Raw genomic sequence first — 22,452 nt, 5'->3', positions numbered from 1 at the left:
GAAACAAATCCACAACAGCTTTTTAAGTCTATATTCACCGTAATCCGTCACGGTTCCGCGAAACTTGACGCAGATTTTGCGGAGCACGGGCATGAGCCTTGCCAATAAATTGGCTGAAGAACGCCGGGCCCGGCTGGCGGCGGAACGGCTGTTGGAACTGAAACAGGCCGAACTTTTCGCCGCCAATCGCAAGCTGGGAAACCACGCGCGCGCCCTGTCGGATGAAATTGTGGAAACCCGCGCCGAAGTTGCAACGGTGCGTGACGAAAACGTGCGCGTTAAATCCGATTTGACGGTTGCGCACCAAAAAGTCGAAATCGCAGAGCGCCGTTTGTGGCATTCGATCGAAACAATCGAGGACGGGTTTGCCGTCTTTGATGTCGACAGTAATCTGGTGGCCGCCAATGCCGCGTATCTGTCGGTTTTTGACGGGTTGGAAGACGTCCGGCCCGGCGTGAACTACGTTCACATCCTGCAACTTCTGACCGAAGAAGGGATTGTGAATACCGGCGGGCTGTCGGCTATCGACTGGCGGGCGATGATGACGGACCGGTGGCATGCCCCGACACCCGAACCTATCGTCGTGGAACTGTGGAACCGTCTTTTCATACGGCTGGTCGACAAGCGCGGTCAGGGCGGAGATGTCGTTTCGCTGGGCCTGAATATCACGGCATCCGTCCGGTACGAGCAGGAATTGAAAGAGGCGCGGCGCAATGCGGAAGCGGCCAACCGCACCAAATCCGCGTTTCTGGCGAACATGAGCCACGAAATCAGAACGCCGATGAATGGCGTTGTCGGGATGGCGGAATTGCTGACAGACACAGAGCTTAGCGCAGAACAGCAGCTATACGTCACCACGATCAAAAACTCGGGCGAAGCGTTACTGGTCATCATCAACGATGTTCTGGATTATTCAAAAATCGAGGCGGAAAAGCTGGTGCTGCATCCCGCACCCTTTAATCTGGAACGGTGCATTCACGAGGTCGTGGTGCTGTTGCAACCCTCGGCGCGCGAAAAGGGGATCGAACTGCTGGTTGATTACGATCTTTTCCTGCCGACAGAGTTTGTCGGCGATGCGGGGCGGCTGCGGCAGGTTCTGACAAATCTGATCGGCAACGGGGTCAAGTTCACCACACAGGGCCACGTTCTGATCCGCGCCACGGGCGTACCGGCATCTGATGGCGAAAAAACCAGGATTCATATCGCAATCGAAGATACCGGCATCGGCATTCCGGATGACAAGGTTGGCCACATTTTCGGTGAATTCAATCAGGTCGAGGATGACCGGAACCGCCAGTTCGAAGGCACAGGATTAGGGTTGGCCATATCGCAGCGACTGGTCGAAATGATGGGCGGACAGGTCTGGGTGGAAAGCGAAGTTGGCATGGGATCCTGTTTCGGGTTCAGCCTGTTGATGGCCGCTACGGATGCAACACCGGCTGAACCGCCCCGGCTGCCGGAAAGCCTACGAAATGTATTGGTGGTCAGCGAAGTGGAATCCAACGCCTTGATCCTTGAAAAACAGATGCGGCAACTGGGCGTTGACGCCACCTGTTTCGCGTCTGGTGCGACCGCGCTGGCATCCATGAACGATAGCGTTGATCTGGTCCTGTCTGATCACAACATGGCCGATATGGACGGAATGGAACTGGCAACGGCGCTTCGGCAGGCAGGCTGGTCCGTGCCGGTTATTCTGCTGAGTGCCAATCCCGGTTTCGCGGAACAGGATCCGGCACGTCGGCATGTGCATGCTGTTGTTCAAAAACCGGTGCGCCGCAATGATCTGCTGACGCAACTGGCAACCCTGGCGCAAGATATTGCATCAGCGGAAAAGACTGTGCCGCAAAAAGATAGGCCGGAAACAGCGCCGCCCGACATACCGCGTTTGATGCGTGTTCTTGCGGCCGAGGACAACAAAACCAATCAGCTTGTCTTTCGTAAAATGATCAAGGATCTGGAGATCGAGTTGCAGTTCGCGGCAAACGGGCTTGAGGCTGTCGATCTGTTTCAAAGCTTTGCACCGGATATGATTTTCATGGATATTTCGATGCCGAAAATGGATGGCAAGGAAGCGACGCAGGAAATCCGCAAGCTGGAGAAAACCGGTGGTGGACATGTTCCAATTGTGGCTTTGACGGCGCACGCGATGGATGGAGACGAACAGGGCATTTTGTCGGCAGGGCTGGATCACTATCTGACCAAGCCGCTGCGCAAGGCAGCGATCCACGACAAAATCAGGGAATTTCATCCGCCAGAGGCGCGCCCCTTGGTGGCCGAAGCCGATCAGGCAGCAGAATAGGGGCGCACGAAAACCGGTTTTTCCGGTGTGCTCAGGTCCGGCTGGTAGGTGTACCCTCCGGTATCAAAATCCTGCAGGCTTTCCGGCGTTTGCAGGCGGTGCTGGATGATGAACCGAGCACATGCGCCGCGCGCCTTCTTGGCAAAAAAGCTGACGATCTTCGGGCTGCCCGCTTTGTCTTCCATAAAGACCGGGGTGACGACACGCAGTTTCAGCGCCTTGAGATCAACCGCGCCAAAGTATTCCTGACTGGCGCAGTTCACCAGAACGTCGGTTCCGACCGTTTCGGCCTGCGCGTTCAACGCCTTGGACAATTGATCACGCCAGTATTCATAGAGATTGCCCCCACGGCGCGTTTTCAGACGGCTGCCCATTTCCAGACGATAGGGCTGGATCGCGTCATACGGGCGCAAAACCCCGTAAAGGCCGGAAAGGATGCGCAAATGATCCTGTGCATAATCCATCTCGTCCGCGTCAAGGCTGACCGCTTCCAGCCCCTGATAGGTATCACCGGCAAAGGCCAGCGCCGCCGACCGTGTTGCCTGTGCATCGGGTTCATTTTCGAAGCTGCGGAACCTGTCGCGGTTCAGCCGGGCAAGATCGGGGCTTAGATCCATCAGTTTGCGCAGATCGCCCAGACCAAGGTTGCGCGCGGTGCGCACCAGGCGCATCGCGTCTTCCTGAAAGACGGGATCGGTTCCGGACACTTCCGTATCTGACCAGTCCAGACGTTTTGCGGGCGAAATGACAACTAGCATAGCTGATCCTCTTGTTCATTACGGCAGACCTAGCCCGCCTCGCGCAGGACGTCCAGAAAGGCATCGCCAAAACGTTCGGCGCGGCGTTCGCCCAGCAACCGCTCCAGCGCGCCGGCGTTTTGCGGGCGTGTGGCAGCAATTTTTGCCAAGAGGGATGCGGAACAACTGATCGGTTTTTCGATGCCGCCAGACCCGCGTGACAGTTTGGCCTGCACTTCAAGCAACCGGTCATAAAGCTCTCCGGCAGGGCGACCGGCCAGTTTGCGGCGCGTCGGGTGAACGTCTTCGCGGGCCCCTGTGATCACTTCCAGAAAGGCGGCACCGTAGCGTTCCAGCTTTTTGGCGCCAACGCCGCTGATCCTTGCCATGTCGTCCAGTGTGGCGGGGCGGGTTTCTGCCATTTCAATAAGGGTTCTGTCATTGAACACGATATACGCGGGCAGTTTTGCCGCTTCGGCAAAGGCGCGGCGGCGTGCCTTGAGCGCGGACAGAAGCGGTGCATCTTCTTCGAATACCAGGGTTTTGATTGCCGGGCGGCGGCTGCCCGCGGCAGCACGGATCGTATCGCGGCGCAGTTCGATCGTGGCTTGATCCCGCAAGACCGGCAGCGCCTTGTCGGTCATGCGCAGGGCGCCGTGCCGTTCGGGATCGGGCCGTACAAGATCGTGGCCCATCATCTGCCGGAACACCGCCTGCCAGCCGTTTTTGTCATATTCGCCGCCAACCCCGAATGTCGGCAGATCATCATGCCCGCGCGCTGCGATCTTGTCCGTTCTGGTGCCTGTCAGGATGTCGATCAGGTGTCCTGCGCCAAACCTTTCATCGGTGCGCAATATGGCAGACAGCGCCTTGCGCACGGCTGTTGTGCCATCAAACACTTCAGCCGGCGTATCGCACAGATCGCAATGCCCGCAAGCGGCGGCGTCTTCGCCGAAATAACCCAGCAATGTCTTGCGCCGGCAGTTCAACGCTTCGGCCAGCCCAAGCAGCGCGTTTAATCTCGCATGATCGGCCATGCGCCGTTCCGGCGGGGCCAGACCTTCGTCAATCTGGGATCGGCGCAGCCGGATATCATCCGACCCGAACAGGGTCAGCGTTTGCGCGGGTGCCCCATCACGCCCCGCGCGACCGATTTCCTGATAATAGCCTTCAATGGATTTTGGCAGATCAGCATGCGCGACCCACCGGATATCGGGTTTATCAATGCCCATGCCAAACGCCACAGTGGCCACAACGATCAACCCGTCTTCCTGCTGGAACCTGCGTTCAACGATACGGCGGTCTTCGGCCTCCATACCGCCATGATAGTGACAGGCGGCATGCCCCGCCTCGCGCAGGGCACCGGCCAGACCTTCGGTCTTGGCGCGGGTGCCGCAATAGACGATGCCGGATTGTCCCTTGCGGGCGGCGGCAAACTCCAGGATCTGGCGGCGGGGGCTGTTCTTGGGGGCGAATGCCAAATGAATATTCGGGCGGTCAAAACCGTGCAAAAAGGCGCGCGGCGCGACACCGTCAAAAAGCTTTTCAACGATTTCCTGACGGGTTTCGGCATCTGCGGTTGCCGTAAAGGCCGCCAGCGGCACATTCAGCGCGCGCCGCAGTTCGCCGATACGCAGGTAATCGGGGCGGAAATCATGACCCCACTGGCTGACGCAATGCGCCTCGTCCACTGCGATCATCGTCACGTTGATACGGCGCAGCATGCCCATCGCACTGCCCGCCGCCAGCCGCTCGGGCGCCATGTACAACAGTTTCAGACTGCCCTGTTCCAACGCGTCCCAAACCGCTTCGGTTTCTTCTTCGGTATTGCCGGAGGTCAGAGCCCCAGCGGCAACGCCCGCCTCTTGCAAGGCACGGACCTGATCCCGCATCAGGGCGATCAAAGGCGAGATTACAACAGTAACCCCGTCTCGCATCAGGGCAGGAAGCTGGAAACACAGGGATTTGCCCCCGCCCGTTGGCATAATGGCCAGCACGTTTTCGCCGTTTGTAACCGCTTGAACAATGTCCTGCTGGCCGGGTCGAAAGGCATCAAAGCCGAATACATCCTGCAACAGCGTGGCAGCGCCTGTCATTGTCGACCCTTTTTGTTTTTCTGCTCTTGCGCAGCAATTGTCCCACACACGGAATCGGGGAACAAGGGCCAAGCGGCACCTGACCTTAAGGATTTGACGCTTTGTTTTAAGGTTCGGTTAGTAAAATGCCGAAATGTTGTTCGCCAGGATGATGCGCAGCGCATAAACAGCGATCAGGGCAACCAGCGGGGCCAGATCAATGCCCTGCATGTTCGGCAGAATGCGACGGATCGGCTGGTACAGCGGTTCCAGAATGCGGTTCAACATATGCCAAATCTGGGCAACCAGCGGCTGGTGCATGTTGATGACCTGAAAATTGATCAGCCAGCTCATGATGACGTGGGCAATGATGAAAAACCACGCCACATCAAGGATCAGCATCAGAATTTGAAACAGAGACAACATCAGGGCATCCTTTTTTCTGCCACCGAGGTAAGGCCCCGGACAGCAAAGAGCAAGAGCATCAGATGCACACAGCAGGCATGGCAAAGCCTTTCTTGCGTTGTGCGGCGCCACCTGCTCTTAATGCGCCCAATCAACAAGAGGCAGGGCACGGTGCAGGTATCGCTGCAAAAGCGGGTTTGGGGCTGGATGGCCTTTGATTGGGCAACGCAGCCATTTTACACATTGCTGCTGACCTTTATCTTTGGCCCCTATTTCGCGGCCGTGGCGGCGCAGTATTTTCTGGAAACCGGGTTGCCCGAGGTACAAGCAGACGCAAACGCGCAATCGCTTTGGTCTCTTGGCCAAACCCTGATCGGGCTTGCCATCGCATTTACTGCACCGATTCTGGGGGCATTTGCAGACAGTTCGGGGCGGCGTATGCCGTGGATCATTGCGTTTTCCGTTCTGTATGTCGGGGGCACCTGCGGCATCTGGTTTCTGATGCCGGACGGATTGTTCTTGTGGGGCGCGCTGATCAGTTTCGGCATTGCGATGATCGGCGCGGAATACGCCCTGATCTTTGTAAACGCGATCCTGCCGTCGCTGGGGGACGATAAGGAGGTGGGTCGGATATCGGGGTCCGGGGCTGCCTTTGGATATTGGGGCGGGGTTGTTTCGTTGTTCGCAATGCTGCTGTTTTTTGCCGAAAACGAAACCGGCAAGACACTGATCGGGTTGGACCCGATGTTCGGGCTGGACGCCGCGGAGCGCCAAGGCACGCGATTTGTCGGGCCGTTTACGTCGCTTTGGTATCTTGTGTTCATGATCCCGTTTTTCATGTGGGTGCGCGAGGCGCCGGGCAACAAAGCGGCCTCTGCTTCGATATCTGCTGCGTTTCGCGATCTGGGGACCACGTTGAAATCCGTTGTCAGGCGCAGAAGTCTTGCAGCGTTTCTGGCGTCATCGATGTTTTACCGTGATGCGCTGAACGCGCTTTACGGCTTTGGCGGCGTCTATGCGACGCTGGTTCTGAACTGGTCGATCATCCAGATCGGGGTGTTCGGTATCGTCGGCGCTGTCACGGCTGCGATCGTTACGTTTATCGGTGGGCGTGCCGACCGTGCCTTTGGCCCAAAGCCGGTCATTGCCTTTATGATCTGTGTTTTGATTGCCGTTTGTACTGTTATCGTCAGCATGTCGCGTGAACAGATTTTCGGGGTTCCCCTGCCTGTCGGATCCGCCCTGCCTGACATCGTGTTTTATATCTGCGGCGCTGCCATCGGCGGTGCGGGCGGTGCGCTTTATTCCGCGTCACGATCCATGATGGTGCGCCATGCCAACCCCGCGCGACCGACAGAAGCGTTTGGGTTGTTTGCCCTTTCAGGGAAAGCCACGTCGTTTCTGGCCCCCGCCCTGATCGGAATGGTCACATATGCGACAGGCAGCGCACGTTTGGGCATTTCGCCGGTAATTGTACTTTTCGTAATCGGCCTGATCCTGTTACGCTGGGTTCATCCGAAGGGAGACAAGGCAGAATGGTTCGAATCCTGACATCACTTTGTCTGATGGCGGCGCTGGGCGTCTGGCCCGCGGCCACAGGCGCGCAGCAACTGGCGAAACAACAGTTCGGCGCAATGAAAGACGCATCCGAACACAGGCCGGCACCGTTTGGCAGCTATGCCAAGGGATGTGTCGCGGGCGCGGTACAATTGCCTGAAACCGGGCCGACATGGCAGGCCATGCGGCTGTCGCGCAACCGCAACTGGGGACATCCAGATGTTGTTGATTTCGTCCAAGACCTGAGCCGCAAGGCAGCGCAGCAGCCCGGCTGGAAGGGGCTGTATATCGGAGACATCAGCCAGCCAAGGGGCGGCCCGATGCTGAGCGGTCACAGAAGCCACCAGATCGGTCTGGACGTTGATATCTGGATGTTGCCGCCGGATCGGCTGAACCTGTCACCTAATCAACGGGAAAACATCTCGTCCTTGTCGCTGCGTCGTGCAAATGGTGCATATGTGAACAGCAGCTGGACGCGGGCACATCACGAAATCATCAAGGCGGCCGCCAAGGACAAACGCGTTGCCCGGATTTTCGTGTTTCCGGGCGCAAAAGTGCAGATGTGCAACGATGAAAAGGGCAACAAGTCCTGGCTGCGCAAAGTGCGCCCCTGGTATGGCCATCACTATCATTTTCACGTGCGGCTGGCCTGCCCCAAAGGAGCAAGAGGCTGTGTTGATCAGGATCCGCCGCCGGCAGGCAACGGATGCGGCGATGCGCAGAAATGGGTGAATGACATTCTGAACCCGCCGCCCCCTGATCCGAACGCGAAGAAACCCAAGCCAAGACGTGAATATGTGCTGGCGGATTTACCTCAGCAATGCGCCACAGTTCTAAAGCAGCACTGATCGCTGCGTTTTGTCTGGTGTCCGCCATTGCGGTTTGGTCGGCGCATTCGTTTGTCACGCCCGGGCCGGCGAAAGCGCATCTGCTGAATCGCTATATCTGGTCCCTGCCCGATCCGTGGTTTGGCGGCTTTTCAGGGTTTGAACTGTCGCATGATGGAAAATCCTTTCACGCGGTGACGGATCGCGGGCGAATTGTGACAGGGCAAATCACCCGTTCAGACGGCAGAATTCGCGACATTTCTGTAACTTCCACCAACCCGCTGAAGAATGATGCGGGCGGGGATGTAACCGGCAACCTGAATGATTCCGAAGGGCTGGCGTTGCTTCCCAACGGTCGTATCGTCGTGTCCTTCGAATTTGTGCAGCGGATCTGGTTGTATGATTCACCTTTGGACAAGGCGCACTGGGCCTCGTATTCGAAAGCTTGGCGGGCCTTTGCCACCAATATTGGATTCGAAGCTTTGGCCGTTGATGACACGGGCACGGTGTTCGCTATACCCGAAGGTGGTCGCAAAACCGCACCTGTTTTCCGATGGCGGCATGGTGAAAAGTGGCAGCAACCGTTCTTGTATACTCTGCGAGGGTCTTTTCGGCCCGTGGGCGCGGATTTCGGACCTGATGGCAAGCTTTATGTGCTGGAGCGCGCGGTCAGCCCGTTCGGATTTCGCAGCCGTATAAGGCAGTTTGACGTGACCCGGACAGGTTTTGAAAATGATGCTGTCGTGTTCACTTCGCTACCGGGAAAACACGACAATCTGGAAGGTATCGCGCTGTGGCAGGATGATCAGGATCGTATTCGCATAACGATGATATCCGATGATAATTTCCGGGTTTTCCAGCGTACCGAAGTGGTTGATTACATGCTTCAGGAATAGCTTGCGCCCGCCCGCGTGACGCATTAGTCAGCCAAGGTCCGCAATGAGGCGGGCCAAGTCGCCGCAACCTTGACAAAACGGGCACAAAAACATGAAGCGCGAACATCTTCCCGGCATTCTGGCTATGGCCGCCATTGTTGTGGCGTCCAACATTCTGGTGCAGCATCTTTTCGGCCAATGGCTGACATGGGGCGCTTTCACCTATCCTCTGGCATTTCTTGTCACTGACATCATGAACCGCGTTTATGGCGCCGGGCCCGCGCGAAGCGTTGTTTTTGTTGGTTTCATTGTGGGCATATTCTGTTCGCTGGTCGGCACCCAGCTTACCGGCGAATTCGGGCCACTGGTAACATTTCGCGTTGCCGTGGGATCGGGTATCGCATTTCTGACAGCGCAACTGCTGGATGTTTCGATCTTTTCGATGCTGCGCAACAATACGTGGTGGAAGGCACCGCTGGTCTCGACTTTGGTCGGGTCATCGGTAGACACGGCCCTGTTTTTTTCAATCGCCTTTTCGGCGCAGTTTGCCTTTATCGATCCAGCCACCGATGTGGTCTGGGCGAACGAAGTTTTGCCCTTCTTGGGGTTCGGTGGCGCAACACCGCTTTGGGTGTCGCTGGCGGCGGCGGACTGGCTGGTCAAACTGTCGCTTGGTCTGCTGGCGCTGGTGCCGTTCCGTATCATTGTCGACAGATTGAACACACAAACCGAATCACAGTGAAGATTTTGCTTTGCGATTGCAAAAAGCCGTGCAAGAATCACCTTAGTTGAAACAATTCGGAAGGAGGTGATCCAGTGTCGAGAAAGGTATTGGAGAGAGGTGTCGGAACAGCTTGGGAGGTCGCCCGCTAAGGCAATCCTTGGCGGCGTTGCCCGCCCGAGTGGATCGGAAAACAATCTAACCGACCCCACCTCCGCAGACTTTCGAAAGGGCCGTTCCACACATCGGGGCGGCCCTTTTTTCTGGGGAACAAGCACGGTAGGGTCAGCGCCATGCCAGTTTCCTGTACGTGAAAGCCCGATGTTGCGCATTTCTGACGATATATCCCTGCAAGACTGGGAGTTGAGCGAAAGCTTCAGCCGCGCATCCGGTCCGGGCGGGCAGAATGTGAACAAGGTCAGTACCGCCGTTGAATTGCGGTTCGAAGCGGCCCGTTCGCCGTCTTTGCCCGGCCCGGTCAAAACGCGGTTGCGGCGACTGGCGGGCAGGCGCTGGACCAAAGAGGGCGCTGTGGTCATCCAGTGCGACGAAACCCGGTCGCAGGCGCGCAACCGCGACATCGCGCGTGACCGTCTGGCCGAACTTGTGCGCGCCGCGCTGGTTGCGCCAAAACGGCGGATCGCGACAAAGCCCACGTTAGGGTCTAAAAAACGCCGCCTGAAAGCCAAGAAAGTGCGCGGCGATGTCAAAGCCTTGCGCGGGCGCGTCGAGGGCGAAGACTAGGTCCGGGCTGCCGGGCCCAACAGTACCGCGATCCTTATCTTGCGCTTTCGTTCAATATCGCACTTGTCGCGCGCGCCGCTGTCGCCCAGTGTCACGCCATGGATGATCTGAATTTTCGGCCTTTCGTTCCGTTCAGGGCGCGCACTTAAGTGGATGTGCGAGACGACAGGGTTGTGCCCGCGATTTTGCTAAGCCTTCTGGCAATCGTTCTATTCGATTTCATGGGTCTGATCATCAAATTGCTGTCGGGTTATTACGGCGCCGCCGAGTTGAGCGCCTATCGCAACCTGTTTGGTCTGATCCCAAGCGCGATTGCGCTTTGGTCTTCGCGCAGTTGGCATCAGAAAGGTCGCATTCTGAAAATGCGCCAATGGAAGTTGGCGTGTCTGCGCGGGATTCTGACTACGTTTGCACAATTCTTTTTCTATCTGTCGCTGGGGCGGCTCGCATTTGCCACGGCGTCCACAATCACATATGCCAATGCGCTTTTCATGACTGCGCTGGCGGTGCCTTTGCTGGGCGAACGGGTTGGCGCCGCACGTTGGGCTGCGGTTATGGTGGGATTTGCAGGTGTCGTCATGATCGTGCGACCGGGCGGTGACAGCTTTAGCTATGACGCGCTGCTGCCACTGGCGGCAGCATTTCTATACGCGCTTTCCGGCGTCCTGGCACGGCGGATGGATGTGGATTTACCCAGCCCGCTGATCAACCTTTATTCCAGTGCGACATCCATGGTCGGAGCATTTGCGCTGGCATGGGCCACGGGCGGGTTCTCGCAGGTGCGTGGTGGCGAAGATGTGTTGTGGATCATGGCAATGGGTGTTTTTGGCGGGTCTGCCGTGCTGTCTCTGGTCATTTCCTACCGGATGACCGAGCAAAGCAATCTGGCCCCGTTTAACTACTTTGGTATTCTTATCGCTTTTGTTTTCGGCTGGGTATTTTTTGGCGAAGCGCCTCTGGACGATCTGTTCCCCGGTGCGGTTCTCATCGCGTTTGGAGGATTGATGATCGTCTGGCGCGAAAGGCGGTTGCGACGGCGCAAGCTGTAAAGCGGTTTTGGATCGTTTGTGCTATACCACGACTTCCTGACGGTCTTGCGCCCCGACACCAAAAACAGCCTTGTAGCGTTCGATTTCCTTTGCCGGTCCCATCGCCTTGTTCGGGTTGTCCGATAGTTTGACGGTCGGACGGCCATTGGCCGATACCGCCTTGCACACCAGCGAAAACGGGGCCAGCGTATCATTGGGGGCGAAACCGCGAAAATCGTTGGTCAGCAGCGTTCCCCACCCGAAAGAGACTTTGACGCGTCCGTCAAATTGCGCCTGAAGTTCCGCGATCTTGGCAACATCCAGACCGTCGGAAAAGATAACGCGTTTTTCGGTTGGATCTTCGCCTCTTTCCCTCCACCAGCGTATCGCAATTTCTGCAGCCGCAGCGGGGTCGCCGCTGTCGACGCGTATCCCTGTCCAGCCAGCCAGCCAGTCGGGCGCATTTTTCAGGAACCCTTCCGTTCCATAGGTGTCGGGCAGGATAATGCGCAGATTGCCGTCATGTTCCTCGTGCCAGTCCGACAATACCTCGTAAGGGGCTTTCGCCAGTTCGGCGTCAGAGTTGGCCAGTGCGGAATAGACCATCGGCAGTTCATGCGCGTTGGTGCCGATCGCCTCGACCTCGCGGTTCTTGGCAATGAGGCAATTGGACGTACCGGTAAAGTTTTCACCCAGTCCTTCGCGCATGGCCTGAACGCACCAATCCTGCCAAAGATAGGAATGACGACGACGGGTGCCGAAATCGGCAATGCTCAGGTTCGGGATATCGCGCAGCGCTTCGATCTTTTCCCAGACACGGGTCATGGCGCGGGCATACAGCACCTGCAGTTCAAAGCGGCCCATATCATTCAGAACAGCGCGGCTGCGCAGTTCCATCAGGACGGCCAGCGCGGGAATTTCCCATAACATCACTTCGGGCCACGCCCCTTCGAACGTCAGTTCGTACTGATCGCCTTTGCGCTCCAGATGATAGGGTGGAAGCGACAGGTTTTCGAACCAGTCCATGAAATCGGGGCGGAACATCTGGCGCTTGCCGTAAAACGTGTTGCCGCGCATCCATGTGCTTTCCCCCCGCGACAGGGACAAAGACCGGATGTGATCCAGTTGTTCGCGCAATTCGCCTTCGTCGACAAGTGTGGCCAATGGAATATGGGTTGACCGGTTGATCAGCGAAAACGTGACATGCGTGTCCGGCTTGTTGCGAAACACCGATTGGCACATCAGCAACTTGTAAAAGTCCGTATCGATCAAAGATCGGACAATCGGGTCGATCTTCCATTTGTGGTTATAGACGCGGGTGGCAATATCGACCATGTCCGGCTCCGTCTTTTGGGTTCCGGACGGTTAAAGCAAAGGCGCGGTTGCGTGGCAAGGCTTGGCGATGCGCGCAGCCGATGGATTCAGCTAGGTCCGAAATGCATAGCGGTCCGACTCTTCGAATATATCGATGAGCTTGGAACCCGCCGGCACGGTCGCGCCGTGTTCCACCCCGGCGGGAATATCATAGCTTTCACCCGGTCCGTAGGTTCTGGTCACACCGTTCATGGTCAGCGCGATCGATCCTTCCAGAACCGTCCCCCATTGTGCGCCGTGGGAATGGGGCGGCAAAGTTACATCCTTGTGGACGTTAAAGAACGCAACCAGTCCTTTTTCGGATCGAAAACCCGTTGCCGTGACGATGTCTTCGGGTATCGGCAAATCAAGCGTTCCAGCGTTCAGAATAAAGTCTGGCAGGTTCATCTGGGCATCCTTTCTTCAGTTCAGTCCAATGCATGTTCATGACAGTGTTACACCAGCGGCGATCATCCCGTCCGTTGCCTGCTGAAGCGATCCGTTCAGATCAATCGCGCGGCAAAGCGATGTATCGACGCGAACATCAAACCCGGCCTTTGCCGCATCCACGGCCGAGAAATTCACGCAGAAATCCAGAGCCAGACCGACTATTGTAAGGTGTGTTATCCCGCGACTGCGCAAATACCCGTCCAGCCCTGTCGGGGTTTTGTGATCGTTTTCGAACAGGGCGGAATAACTGTCGATTTCAGGGTTATAGCCTTTGCGCAGAATAAGATCGGCACGATCCACCTGCAGGTCAGGGTGAAATTGCGCACCAATACCACCCTGAATGCAGTGATCCGGCCACAACACTTGCGGGCCGTAGGGCATGTCGATCATGTCGTAGGCAGCGGCATCCTTGTGGGACGAAGCGAATGAACTGTGTCCTGCGGGATGCCAATCCTGTGTCAGAAGAACCGTCGTGAATTCCGCCATCAGCGCATTGATGCCGGGTACAATGCTATCACCATCGGGTACAGCCAGTGCGCCACCGGGGCAAAAATCGTTTTGCACGTCGATCACAATCAGCGCCTGTGTCATGGCCGGGCTCCTTTGTCGCGTCTGTTTTTTACTACCCTACGTCTTGTCCGTGCGCGTGCAACATCGTATTGGGCGGCGCATGTATACAATCGCTGCACTTTATCATTTCACGCGTTTTGCAGATCCCGCCAAGGTCAAGGGGCCGCTGGCTGAAATGTGTTGTGCCAACGGAGTCAAAGGGACACTTCTGCTGGCCGGTGAAGGGATTAACGGCACCATTGCCGGATCGCGCGCCGGGATTGATGCCGTGCTGTCGCATATCAGATCATTGCCCGGATGCGGCAATCTGGAGTGGAAGGAGAGCACGTCTGCCGATGCGCCGTTCAACCGGATGAAAGTGCGCCTGAAGCGTGAGATCGTTACCATGGGCCAGCCCGATGTGGACCCGCGCGCACGGGTCGGGAACTATGTTGAACCAGCAGACTGGAACGCGTTGATCCAAAGCCCGGATGTGGCCGTGATTGACACGCGCAATGATTACGAGGTGGCAATTGGTACCTTTGAGGGCGCAGTTGACCCCGCAACAAAGTCATTCGGTGAATTTCCCGAATGGTGGGGAAAAAACAAACACCGGTTTCACAACAAGCGGATCGCGATGTTCTGCACCGGGGGTATCCGGTGCGAAAAATCAACCAACTACCTTCTGGGCCAAGGCGTGGAAGAGGTGTTTCACCTGCATGGCGGCATACTGAAGTACCTTGAAGACGTGCCCGCGAAAGACAGTACGTGGCAGGGCGAATGTTTCGTGTTTGACGGCAGGGTGTCAGTGGGTCACGGTCTGGCCGAGGGGCCGCACATGTTGTGCCACGCCTGCCGCCGCCCGATCCTGCCCAGTGATACCGACCGGCCCGATTACGAAGAAGGCGTATCGTGTTTCCACTGCGTGGACGAAACGTCAGAGCAGGACAAGAACCGGTTCCGAGAACGCCAGAAGCAGATTGCCCTGGCCAGATCGCGCGGCGAAACCCACATGGGCCCCAAAACCTGAGTTAAGCAGGTACCATCTGCCGCGGGCGGCCGCGCAACAGAAGCATCACCATGATGCCCATGTTCATCAGGTTCCAGACAATGCCGTTCAGAAACGCCGCCTGATATGAACCTGTCATGTCGTAGATCCAGCCCGACATCCAACCGCCCAGCGCCATCCCGAGGATCGTCATCATCATGACAAATCCGACACGTGCACCCGCCTCTTTTGCAGGCATGTATTCGCGCACAATCAACGCGTAACTGGGCACTATTCCACCTTGCGAAAGGCCGAAAATCAGGCTGATGACATAAAGTGGCACAAGCCCGTCATAGGGCAGGTACAAAAACAGGGCGATACACTGCAATGTCGAACCGACCAGCAAAGTGATAACGCCACCCACCTTGTCGGCCAGAACGCCCGACAAGACGCGCGAGACAACGCCCCCCAGTAACATCAGCGACAGCATTTCAGCGCCGACAACCGGCCCGTAGCCCAACCCGACGCAGTAGGAAACGATATGAACCTGCGGCATCGACATGGCCACGCAGCATCCGATGCCCGCCAGCCCCAGCAGATACTGCAATGTGCGCGGTGAAAACCCGGTGCTGCGCGCGCGCAAGGTGGCAGCAGCCTGCGCCTTGCCGTGGGCATCTTCCGGAACACGGCGGCGAAGCAGGAAGGACAGCGGAATGACCACGGCGAGCGTCATTATGGCGAGGATCATGTAAACATGGCGCCAGCCGTCGGCTGTCAGAATGTCGGCCAGCAAAGTCGGCCAAATCGCGCCCGACAGATAATTCCCGCTTGCCACCAACGCGACAGCAATGCCGCGCTTGCGCAGGAACCAATGCGAAATATCGGCGATCAGCGGCCCAAATCCCACCGCCGTTCCCAGCCCCAGCAAAAGATGCGCAAGCGACAAAACGAAAATGGATCCGGACAGAATCGCGCACAGATAGGCCAGCGCGCTGACCAGTGCGGCGCCAATCAAGGCTACAGTCACGCCAAAGCGATCGACCAGTCGGCCAATCAGCAAATTGCCCAGTGCAAATCCGATCATTGTCAGGGTGTAGGGCTTTGATGCTTCTGCACGGCCCGCGTTGAATTCAACCTCGACCGCGGGCATCACTATGATAACGGCCCACATGCCGACATTGGCGACTGTCGCGATGATCAGCGTGATGATCAACCGCGTCCAGGAATAGCTGCTGTCGTGTATGTCGCTGCCTTGCATAACCGCGACGTTAGGCACGGCGCGGGGCAATGTATAGCGCCAGTTTCAGTGCTTGGTTCGGATCAGAAAACCGAAACGGGCGGTTCCCGCACAAACGCGCTGTAGCCGCCCGTATTCAGACCTAGAAATCCAGGTTTTCGACGTTCAGGGCATTTTGCTGAATGAATTCGCGGCGTGGTTCAACCACATCCCCCATCAGTTTTGTAAACAGATCATCAGCTTCGGCCATGTCTTCGACGCGAACCTGCAACAAAGTGCGAGCGTCCGGATCAAGCGTGGTTTCCCACAACTGATCAGGGTTCATTTCACCCAGTCCCTTGTAACGCTGCAGGGACAGACCTTTTTCGCCTTCGGCCAGAATGGCATCCAGCAAGTCCATCGGGCCATAAATCATCTGGCTTCTGTCTTTGCGGATCAATTGAGCCGGCAGCGAATAGACATCCTGCAGGCTTTGGGTGAACGCCCCGGTGCGCTTTGCCTCGCCGCCACGCATGATGCGGCCATCAAGGGTGCGCACCTCTTCCACGCCGCGCAGGATGCGCGCAAGACGGATGCCGTGATCCTGGGTTATGCGGCCCTGCCAGCCCTTTTCATATTCCAGCGCAATCAGGTTCAGACGCTCGGCCACCTTGTCTGCGGTGCCTTGCAGGTCGGCGTCGACAACACCGGGGGCAAAGGCCCCGGCAATGGCCGCCTGTTCAAGGATGTGGCGCGGATAATGCGTTGGAAACGCTTCAAGCACGCGGCGCATCTGGCGGGCCATATCAACGACGCGCAACAGGTCCTGCCCCGAAATTTCTTCGCCATTTCCCTGTTTCAGCATGGCGCCTTCGACGCCCTGATTGATCAGGTATTCTTCCATCGCGGCCTGATCCTTCAGGTACACTTCGGATTTGCCGCGTGACACTTTGTAAAGCGGTGGTTGCGCAATATAGAGATGGCCGCGTTCGATCAGTTCCGGCATTTGCCTGTAAAAGAATGTCAGCAACAGGGTGCGGATATGCGCGCCGTCTACGTCCGCGTCCGTCATGATGACGATCTTATGATAGCGCAGTTTCGAGATATCGAATTCATCGCGTCCGATCCCTGTGCCCAGCGCCATCACCAGGTTGCCGATCTCCTGTGACCCAAGCATGCGGTCAAACCGCGCCCGTTCAACGTTCAGGATTTTGCCTTTCAAGGGCAGAATGGCCTGGGTCTGACGATCACGCCCGGTTTGGGCAGATCCACCGGCGCTGTCACCCTCGACAAGGAACACTTCAGTTTTGGACGGGTCTTTTTCCGAACAATCCTTAAGCTTTCCAGCCAGAAAGTTCACATCCATCGCCGTTTTACGACGGGTCAGATCCCGTGCCTTTCGCGCCGCTTCGCGCGCCAGTGCCGCTTCGACAATCTTGCCAACAACGATTTTGGCCTCGTTCGGGTTTTCCTCGAACCATTCCGCCAGTTTTTCGTTCACCAACCCTTCGACAGCGGGGCGCACTTCGGAACTGACCAGTTTGTCTTTGGTCTGGGATGAAAACTTCGGATCAGGCACTTTGACAGACAGCACGCAGGTCAGACCTTCGCGGGCATCGTCGCCGGTAAAGCTGACTTTTTCCTTCTTCGCGATACCAGAACTTTGCGCATAATTGTTGATCGTGCGCGTCAGCGCCCCGCGAAATCCGGCCATATGGGTGCCGCCATCACGTTGCGGAATGTTGTTGGTAAACGGCAGAACACTTTCGTGGTAACTGTCATTCCACCACATCGCGACCTCGATCCCGATGTCGTCGCGTTCGCCGGTAATGAAAATCGGTTCCGGCATGACCGAGCTTTTGTGACGATCGAGGTATTTCACAAACTCTTTGACGCCACCTTCGTAAAACAGTTCCGAGCGCAACGGTTCGGCGGGGCGTTCATCCGTCAGGATGATACGCACACCGGAGTTCAGGAACGCCAGTTCGCGCAGCCGTTTTTCCAGTGTCTGAAATGAATAATCAAGGTTTGAAAAGGTGTTTGTCGACGCCATGAAACGCACTTCGGTACCTGTGCGGTCGCCACATTCGCCCACGACTTTCAGGTGTTCAGTCGTAAAGCCGCCTTCGAACCTTGCATAATGTTCCTTGCCGTTGCGCCAGATGCGCAATTCAAGCCAATCGGACAATGCGTTTACCACGGACACACCAACACCGTGCAGACCGCCGGAAACCTTGTACGAATTGCTGTCGAATTTACCCCCTGCATGAAGCTGGGTCATGATGACTTCGGCAGCAGACACGCCTTCTTCTTCGTGGATACCCACGGGTATTCCGCGTCCGTTGTCGCTGACGGAAACGCTTGAATCCGCGTGAATGACAACGTTCACCGCGTCGGCATGACCGGCCAACGCCTCGTCAATGCCATTGTCTACGACTTCGTACACCATGTGGTGCAGGCCAGACCCGTCATCGGTGTCGCCGATGTACATACCGGGACGCTTGCGCACCGCCTCTAAGCCTTTGAGAACCTTGATGGAATCAGCGCCGTATTCTTCTGGCACCTGTTCGGTTTCGGACATCCGAAAATCCCTTTGTTATTTTCGCTTTTTATACTGGGTATTGGGGGGGATGTCACGCGTTTGCCCTATATTTTGTGCCTTTTGGCGGGGTATTTCGCCCAAGCACAAAAGCACCCGTTCCAAAGCGCAAACGGCCGTCAGGGTTGCGCCTGTCGCACCTGTGAAAGACCGGATTCTTCGGTCACTTCCAGATACATTGCGCGGTCGCCCATCGTGTCGAACAATTCCGGGCCGGTGCCTGTCATCCATGCCTGCGCACCCAGTGTGACAACCTCGTCATAAAGGGCAGCACGGCGATCTGCATCAAGATGGGCGCCGACCTCGTCCAGAAGCAACAGCGGCGGCGCGCCGAATTCACGGGTCAGGGCCCTTGCGTTCGCCAGAATAAGGGACACAAGCAGCGCCTTTTGTTCGCCCGTGGAACAATCGCGCGCCGGCACATTTTTTGCGGCATAAACGCCGTAAACATCCGTTCTGTGCGGGCCGATCAGGGTGCGCCCGGCCACCAGATCACGGAACCGGTTTTCGGCAAAAGCATCGCGCAGCGCATCTTGGGTTTCGGGCATGTCGCCATCGGTCTGTATCAATTCCAGCGTGGCACTGGGAAAAGCCGTTTGCGCATCCTGCTGGGCATCGGCCAGCAGAGCCAGTGCGGCGATCCGGTTGGCATGGATGGTGGCCCCGGCACTGGCCATCTGGGCCTCGAGTGCGGTGTACCATGACGGTTCGCGCACCTGATCCTTCAGCAGGCGGTTACGTTCGCGCATTGCCTTGTCATACGCCAACGATACCTCGGCATGGGTCGGTATGAAGCTGAGCGTCATGCGATCCAGAAAACGCCTCCGGCCCTCGGCCCCTTCGATCCAAAGCCGATCCATCGACGGGATCAGCCACAAGACGCGCGCAATCCGACCCAGCGCCAGTTGCGAGGCCGATTTGCCATCAATTTTTACCTGGCGGGCAGCGCCACTTTCAGACCAGATTTCGACCTCGTGTACCTGAGCGAGCGAGTGCAGGATGCCTGTCAGCTTCCATCCCAAGGCTTCAGGGCGGCGGGCCATATCTTCGGCACTGGAACGGCGCAGTCCGCGCCCCGGCGAAAACAGCGATACAGCCTCGAGAATGTTGGTTTTACCCGCGCCGTTGGGCCCAAAAATCGCCACAGGGCGGCCATCGCAGGCGATCCGCGCCATTTTATGCGAGCGGAAATGGGACAACGTCAGTTCAGAAATATGAAGTGACGTCATCAGGTATGTCCGTTTGCGTCAGTCGCCGCGCAGAGGGGTTTTCGCCGGTTCCCGTTCTGGGTCACACGCGCATCGGCATGACAACATAGACGGCGCTGGTATCGTTGCCTTCGCGCATCAGTGTCGGATCGCCGGCCGAGTTGAACATGAACACCGCGTTTTCGCGATCCACCTGAGATGCAATTTCCAGAAGGTATTTTGCATTGAACCCGATTTCCAGCCGTTCATCGCCATAGGCAACCGCCAGTTCCTCTTCGGCGGCACCGCTGTCGGGGGCGTTGACAGACAGGATCAGGCGATCTTCGTCCAGCGCCAGTTTGACAGCGCGCGACCGTTCGGAGGATACGGTTGCGACACGATCAACGGCCTGGGCAAATTCGGCGGCATCCACTTCGAGTTTGCGCGTATTTCCCTGCGGGATAACGCGCGTGTAGTCCGGGAATGTTCCATCAATCACTTTGGACGTCAGTGTGATATCCGGCGTTGCAAAACGGACCTTTGTTTCCGAAACAGATACCGCGATCTGCATATCGTCGTCTTCCAGCAGTTTGCGCAGCTCACCAACGGTTTTTCTGGGTACGATAACACCGGGCATGTCGCCCGCGCCTTCCGGCAACGGCGCATCGATGCGGGCCAGCCGGTGGCCATCGGTTGCAACACAGCGCAGAACCTTGCCGCCATCCGCATCCGATATGTGCATATAGACGCCGTTCAGATAATACCGTGTTTCTTCAGTGGAAATCGCAAATTTCGATTTGTCGAACAACCTGCGCAACACCGGTGCGGGCGCAGAAAAATTGGATGCATATTCCGAGGACGCCATGACGGGAAAATCTTCCTTCGGAAGCGTCGCAAGGGAAAAGTTCGACCTTCCCGCTTCGACTGTGAGGCGTCCTGCAGCATTATCCGCTGTCAGGGTAACAAGTGCCCCGTCCGGAAGCTTACGCACGATTTCGTGCAAAGTCGTGGCTGACACAGTGGTTGCGCCTGCCCGTTCGACCTGCGCAGGTGCCTTGTCGACCACTTCGATATCCAGATCGGTGGCACGGAAATGCACATCACTGCCTTCCGCTTCGATCAGCACGTTGGCCAGAATGGGGATCGTGTTGCGCCGTTCCACAACCGACTGGGCCTGAGACACGGCCTTGAGCAATGCGCCGCGTTCGATGCTGAGTTTCATGTGTTCCACCCTTTGGACTACCGGGACGAGCAACCTAGCGGTTTGTGCCCCCCGTACAAGCATTTTGTTCTGTGTTCGTTTGTCCATTGCTTTGGAGCAAGGGTCAAGATGCCGCTTGGAACATCGGGTGTCAGAGTGATCAGGAAAACGGAAATTGTGTTTCCGGCGCAAGCTTTGCGCAAGCCAGCGCCGGAATTAGGGAAATGTGCGTTCGATTTGATTGCCCACCCGCCACGATGGGGCAGTTACAGACAGAGCCGCGTGCCGCTACGCCTCTAACGCGCGGCGCAGCAGTTCGATATCTTCGGCGATCTGGCCATCCTGTTGCTTCAGTTCTTCAATGCGCTTGACGCCATGCATGACAGTGGTGTGATCGCGCCCGCCGAACCGACGCCCGATTTCCGGAAGCGACCGGCTGGTCAACTGCTTGCACAGATACATGGCGACCTGTCGGGGCCGCGCATACGTGCGCACACGCTTGGGCCCGATCATATCGGACAGGCGGATATTGTAGTGATCCGAAACCTTGCGCTGGATTTCCTCAACGGAAATCTTGCGTTCCGATGCCCGCAACACGTCGGCCAGACAATCCTGTGTCAGTTCCATCGTGATTTCACGGCCAACGAGCGACGCAAAAGCATAAAGGCGGGTCAACGCGCCTTCGAGCACGCGCACATTGGTGGAGATTCTGTGGGCCAGAAATTCCAGCACGCCATCCGAAATGTTCAGTTCGGGATACATGGTGCGGTAGTTTTCAACTTTGGTTTGCAGAATGCCCAACCGCAATTCGTAATCCGTGGGATGCAGATCAACCACCAGGCCGCATTGCAGCCGCGATTTCACACGATCCTCAAGATCCTTGATTTCGCCCGGGGCGCGGTCGGCGGAAATGATGATCTGTTTGTTCTGGTCAACCAGCGCGTTGAATGTGTGGAAGAACTCTTCCTGCGTGCTGTCTTTTCCGGCAATGAACTGAACATCATCCACCATCAACACATCGACCGAGCGGAACAGTTCCTTGAAATCCATCATCTTGCGTTCGCGCAATGCCTGAACAAAGCGGTACATGAACTGTTCGGCCGATAGATACAGCACGTTCAGTTCGGGGTGACGGGCGCGCAGTTCCCAAGCAATGGCGTGCATCAGGTGCGTTTTACCGAGCCCGACCCCGCCATACAAAAACAGCGGGTTAAAGGTTACAGGCCCACCTTCGGCGACACGGCGCGCAGCCGCATGGGCCAGTTCGTTGGGTTTGCCCACGACAAAGCTGTCAAATGTGAACCGGGCATCCAGCGGCGCGGCCGTCAGGCCGGATTCGCTGGTCTGGGGTTTGGCCTTGGCCGATTTGAACACCGGCTTGGCAGGGATAGCGGTGGCATTTGCAGGCACGCGGAACGATACGCGCTGAACCGATGCACCTGTTGAATTCAGTTCATACAGGATCAGGTCTGCAAAGTTTTGAGATACGTAATTTCCGATGAAATTTGTCGGGACATGGAATGTGGCAACGCCATCTTTGAGGTCGGAAAATTCCAGAGGCTCGATCCATGTCTTATAGTTGTTCTGACCTACCGTCTTCAGCAGCTGTTGTCTGAGTTGTCCCCATTTTTCTTGAGTCAT

General features: G+C 57.0%; 19 protein-coding genes. 8 read left to right on the top strand and 11 right to left on the bottom strand.

Annotated features, from left to right (window positions below):
* Positions 1 to 91 precede the first annotated feature (91 nt).
* Positions 92 to 2,299, top strand: coding sequence for a response regulator (locus C1J05_RS00095; protein WP_114868480.1), 2,208 nt, complete (start codon positions 92 to 94; stop codon positions 2,297 to 2,299).
* On the opposite strand, the gene yaaA is transcribed toward C1J05_RS00095, so the two are convergent.
* The 3 genes from yaaA to C1J05_RS00080 all read right to left on the bottom strand — a co-directional run bounded on the left by yaaA (position 2,284) and on the right by C1J05_RS00080 (position 5,537).
* On the bottom strand, positions 2,284 to 3,057 hold the full coding sequence (gene yaaA / locus C1J05_RS00090; RefSeq protein WP_114868479.1) for a peroxide stress protein YaaA: 774 nt from the start codon (positions 3,055 to 3,057) through the stop codon (positions 2,284 to 2,286). The genes C1J05_RS00095 and yaaA overlap by 16 nt on opposite strands.
* Before the next feature lie 29 nt (positions 3,058 to 3,086).
* Positions 3,087 to 5,132, bottom strand: coding sequence for a DNA helicase RecQ (recQ, locus tag C1J05_RS00085; RefSeq protein ID WP_114868478.1), 2,046 nt, complete (start codon positions 5,130 to 5,132; stop codon positions 3,087 to 3,089).
* 117 nt (positions 5,133 to 5,249) lie between these two features.
* Entirely contained in the window at positions 5,250 to 5,537 is a 288-nt protein-coding gene (locus C1J05_RS00080; protein ID WP_114868477.1) for a YggT family protein, read from the bottom strand.
* 120 nt (positions 5,538 to 5,657) lie between these two features.
* Here C1J05_RS00080 and C1J05_RS00075 point away from each other — a divergent pair, with 120 nt between their 5' ends.
* The 6 genes from C1J05_RS00075 to C1J05_RS00050 all read left to right on the top strand — a co-directional run bounded on the left by C1J05_RS00075 (position 5,658) and on the right by C1J05_RS00050 (position 11,289).
* Positions 5,658 to 7,067 carry an MFS transporter gene (locus tag C1J05_RS00075; RefSeq protein WP_114868476.1) on the top strand — a complete coding sequence of 470 codons (1,410 nt, stop codon included), beginning with the start codon at positions 5,658 to 5,660 and terminating at the stop codon, positions 7,065 to 7,067.
* 14 nt (positions 7,068 to 7,081) lie between these two features.
* A complete protein-coding gene (gene mepA, locus C1J05_RS00070) occupies positions 7,082 to 7,921 on the top strand; it encodes a penicillin-insensitive murein endopeptidase (protein WP_254684816.1) in 840 nt (279 codons plus the stop codon).
* Entirely contained in the window at positions 7,894 to 8,796 is a 903-nt protein-coding gene (locus tag C1J05_RS00065) for an esterase-like activity of phytase family protein (RefSeq protein WP_114868474.1), read from the top strand. The genes mepA and C1J05_RS00065 overlap by 28 nt, the downstream gene beginning before the upstream one ends.
* A gap of 91 nt (positions 8,797 to 8,887) precedes the next feature.
* Positions 8,888 to 9,517: a queuosine precursor transporter gene (locus tag C1J05_RS00060; protein ID WP_114868473.1), complete on the top strand. Its 630-nt coding sequence runs from the start codon at positions 8,888 to 8,890 to the stop codon at positions 9,515 to 9,517.
* A gap of 300 nt (positions 9,518 to 9,817) precedes the next feature.
* On the top strand, positions 9,818 to 10,240 hold the full coding sequence (gene arfB / locus C1J05_RS00055) for an alternative ribosome rescue aminoacyl-tRNA hydrolase ArfB (RefSeq protein ID WP_114868472.1): 423 nt from the start codon (positions 9,818 to 9,820) through the stop codon (positions 10,238 to 10,240).
* A 149-nt stretch (positions 10,241 to 10,389) separates the two neighbouring features.
* Positions 10,390 to 11,289, top strand: coding sequence for a DMT family transporter (locus C1J05_RS00050; protein ID WP_114868471.1), 900 nt, complete (start codon positions 10,390 to 10,392; stop codon positions 11,287 to 11,289).
* Positions 11,290 to 11,310: 21 nt separating this feature from the next.
* On the opposite strand, the gene pncB is transcribed toward C1J05_RS00050, so the two are convergent.
* From pncB to pncA, 3 genes are all read right to left on the bottom strand, one after another.
* The gene (gene pncB / locus C1J05_RS00045) at positions 11,311 to 12,603 is read right to left on the bottom strand and encodes a nicotinate phosphoribosyltransferase (protein ID WP_114868470.1); all 1,293 of its coding nucleotides are present in this window, start codon (positions 12,601 to 12,603) and stop codon (positions 11,311 to 11,313) included.
* 90 nt (positions 12,604 to 12,693) lie between these two features.
* Complete coding sequence (locus tag C1J05_RS00040; RefSeq protein WP_114868469.1) at positions 12,694 to 13,029, bottom strand: cupin domain-containing protein; 336 nt, start codon at positions 13,027 to 13,029, stop codon at positions 12,694 to 12,696.
* 36 nt (positions 13,030 to 13,065) lie between these two features.
* Complete coding sequence (gene pncA, locus C1J05_RS00035; RefSeq protein WP_114868468.1) at positions 13,066 to 13,662, bottom strand: bifunctional nicotinamidase/pyrazinamidase; 597 nt, start codon at positions 13,660 to 13,662, stop codon at positions 13,066 to 13,068.
* 79 nt (positions 13,663 to 13,741) lie between these two features.
* Here pncA and trhO point away from each other — a divergent pair, with 79 nt between their 5' ends.
* Entirely contained in the window at positions 13,742 to 14,650 is a 909-nt protein-coding gene (trhO, locus tag C1J05_RS00030; RefSeq protein WP_114868467.1) for an oxygen-dependent tRNA uridine(34) hydroxylase TrhO, read from the top strand.
* Between the two features lies 1 nt (position 14,651).
* Here trhO and C1J05_RS00025 read toward each other — a convergent pair whose 3' ends face one another.
* The 5 genes from C1J05_RS00025 to dnaA all read right to left on the bottom strand — a co-directional run bounded on the left by C1J05_RS00025 (position 14,652) and on the right by dnaA (position 22,452).
* Positions 14,652 to 15,866, bottom strand: coding sequence for an MFS transporter (locus C1J05_RS00025; RefSeq protein WP_114868466.1), 1,215 nt, complete (start codon positions 15,864 to 15,866; stop codon positions 14,652 to 14,654).
* A gap of 121 nt (positions 15,867 to 15,987) precedes the next feature.
* Entirely contained in the window at positions 15,988 to 18,405 is a 2,418-nt protein-coding gene (gyrB, locus tag C1J05_RS00020; RefSeq protein ID WP_114868465.1) for a DNA topoisomerase (ATP-hydrolyzing) subunit B, read from the bottom strand.
* Positions 18,406 to 18,542: 137 nt separating this feature from the next.
* A complete protein-coding gene (recF, locus tag C1J05_RS00015; protein WP_114868464.1) occupies positions 18,543 to 19,652 on the bottom strand; it encodes a DNA replication/repair protein RecF in 1,110 nt (369 codons plus the stop codon).
* 61 nt (positions 19,653 to 19,713) lie between these two features.
* Entirely contained in the window at positions 19,714 to 20,832 is a 1,119-nt protein-coding gene (gene dnaN, locus C1J05_RS00010) for a DNA polymerase III subunit beta (RefSeq protein ID WP_114868463.1), read from the bottom strand.
* Between the two features lie 267 nt (positions 20,833 to 21,099).
* Positions 21,100 to 22,452 carry a chromosomal replication initiator protein DnaA gene (gene dnaA, locus C1J05_RS00005; protein ID WP_114868462.1) on the bottom strand — a complete coding sequence of 451 codons (1,353 nt, stop codon included), beginning with the start codon at positions 22,450 to 22,452 and terminating at the stop codon, positions 21,100 to 21,102.

The organism is Sulfitobacter sp. JL08 (assembly GCF_003352045.1).
Taxonomy (GTDB): domain Bacteria; phylum Pseudomonadota; class Alphaproteobacteria; order Rhodobacterales; family Rhodobacteraceae; genus JL08.
Note: the sequence above shows the minus strand (reverse complement) of the source record. Positions and strands in the feature narration are given on the sequence as shown.

Excerpts from the sequence above, each read along its gene's own strand:
- dnaN (WP_114868463.1), bottom strand. The coding sequence starts at position 20,832 with ATGAAACTCAGCATCGAACGCGGCGCATTGCTCAAGGCCGTGTCTCAG.
- arfB (WP_114868472.1), top strand. The coding sequence starts at position 9,818 with ATGTTGCGCATTTCTGACGATATATCCCTGCAAGACTGGGAGTTGAGC.
- trhO (WP_114868467.1), top strand. The coding sequence starts at position 13,742 with ATGTATACAATCGCTGCACTTTATCATTTCACGCGTTTTGCAGATCCC.
- C1J05_RS00040 (WP_114868469.1), bottom strand. The coding sequence starts at position 13,029 with ATGAACCTGCCAGACTTTATTCTGAACGCTGGAACGCTTGATTTGCCG.
- gyrB (WP_114868465.1), bottom strand. The coding sequence starts at position 18,405 with ATGTCCGAAACCGAACAGGTGCCAGAAGAATACGGCGCTGATTCCATC.
- C1J05_RS00025 (WP_114868466.1), bottom strand. The coding sequence starts at position 15,866 with ATGCAAGGCAGCGACATACACGACAGCAGCTATTCCTGGACGCGGTTG.
- recF (WP_114868464.1), bottom strand. The coding sequence starts at position 19,652 with ATGACGTCACTTCATATTTCTGAACTGACGTTGTCCCATTTCCGCTCG.
- C1J05_RS00095 (WP_114868480.1), top strand. The coding sequence starts at position 92 with ATGAGCCTTGCCAATAAATTGGCTGAAGAACGCCGGGCCCGGCTGGCG.
- dnaA (WP_114868462.1), bottom strand. The coding sequence starts at position 22,452 with ATGACTCAAGAAAAATGGGGACAACTCAGACAACAGCTGCTGAAGACG.
- C1J05_RS00060 (WP_114868473.1), top strand. The coding sequence starts at position 8,888 with ATGAAGCGCGAACATCTTCCCGGCATTCTGGCTATGGCCGCCATTGTT.
- yaaA (WP_114868479.1), bottom strand. The coding sequence starts at position 3,057 with ATGCTAGTTGTCATTTCGCCCGCAAAACGTCTGGACTGGTCAGATACG.
- mepA (WP_254684816.1), top strand. The coding sequence starts at position 7,082 with ATGGCGGCGCTGGGCGTCTGGCCCGCGGCCACAGGCGCGCAGCAACTG.
- C1J05_RS00075 (WP_114868476.1), top strand. The coding sequence starts at position 5,658 with ATGCGCCCAATCAACAAGAGGCAGGGCACGGTGCAGGTATCGCTGCAA.
- C1J05_RS00065 (WP_114868474.1), top strand. The coding sequence starts at position 7,894 with ATGCGCCACAGTTCTAAAGCAGCACTGATCGCTGCGTTTTGTCTGGTG.
- pncA (WP_114868468.1), bottom strand. The coding sequence starts at position 13,662 with ATGACACAGGCGCTGATTGTGATCGACGTGCAAAACGATTTTTGCCCC.
- recQ (WP_114868478.1), bottom strand. The coding sequence starts at position 5,132 with ATGACAGGCGCTGCCACGCTGTTGCAGGATGTATTCGGCTTTGATGCC.
- C1J05_RS00080 (WP_114868477.1), bottom strand. The coding sequence starts at position 5,537 with ATGTTGTCTCTGTTTCAAATTCTGATGCTGATCCTTGATGTGGCGTGG.
- pncB (WP_114868470.1), bottom strand. The coding sequence starts at position 12,603 with ATGGTCGATATTGCCACCCGCGTCTATAACCACAAATGGAAGATCGAC.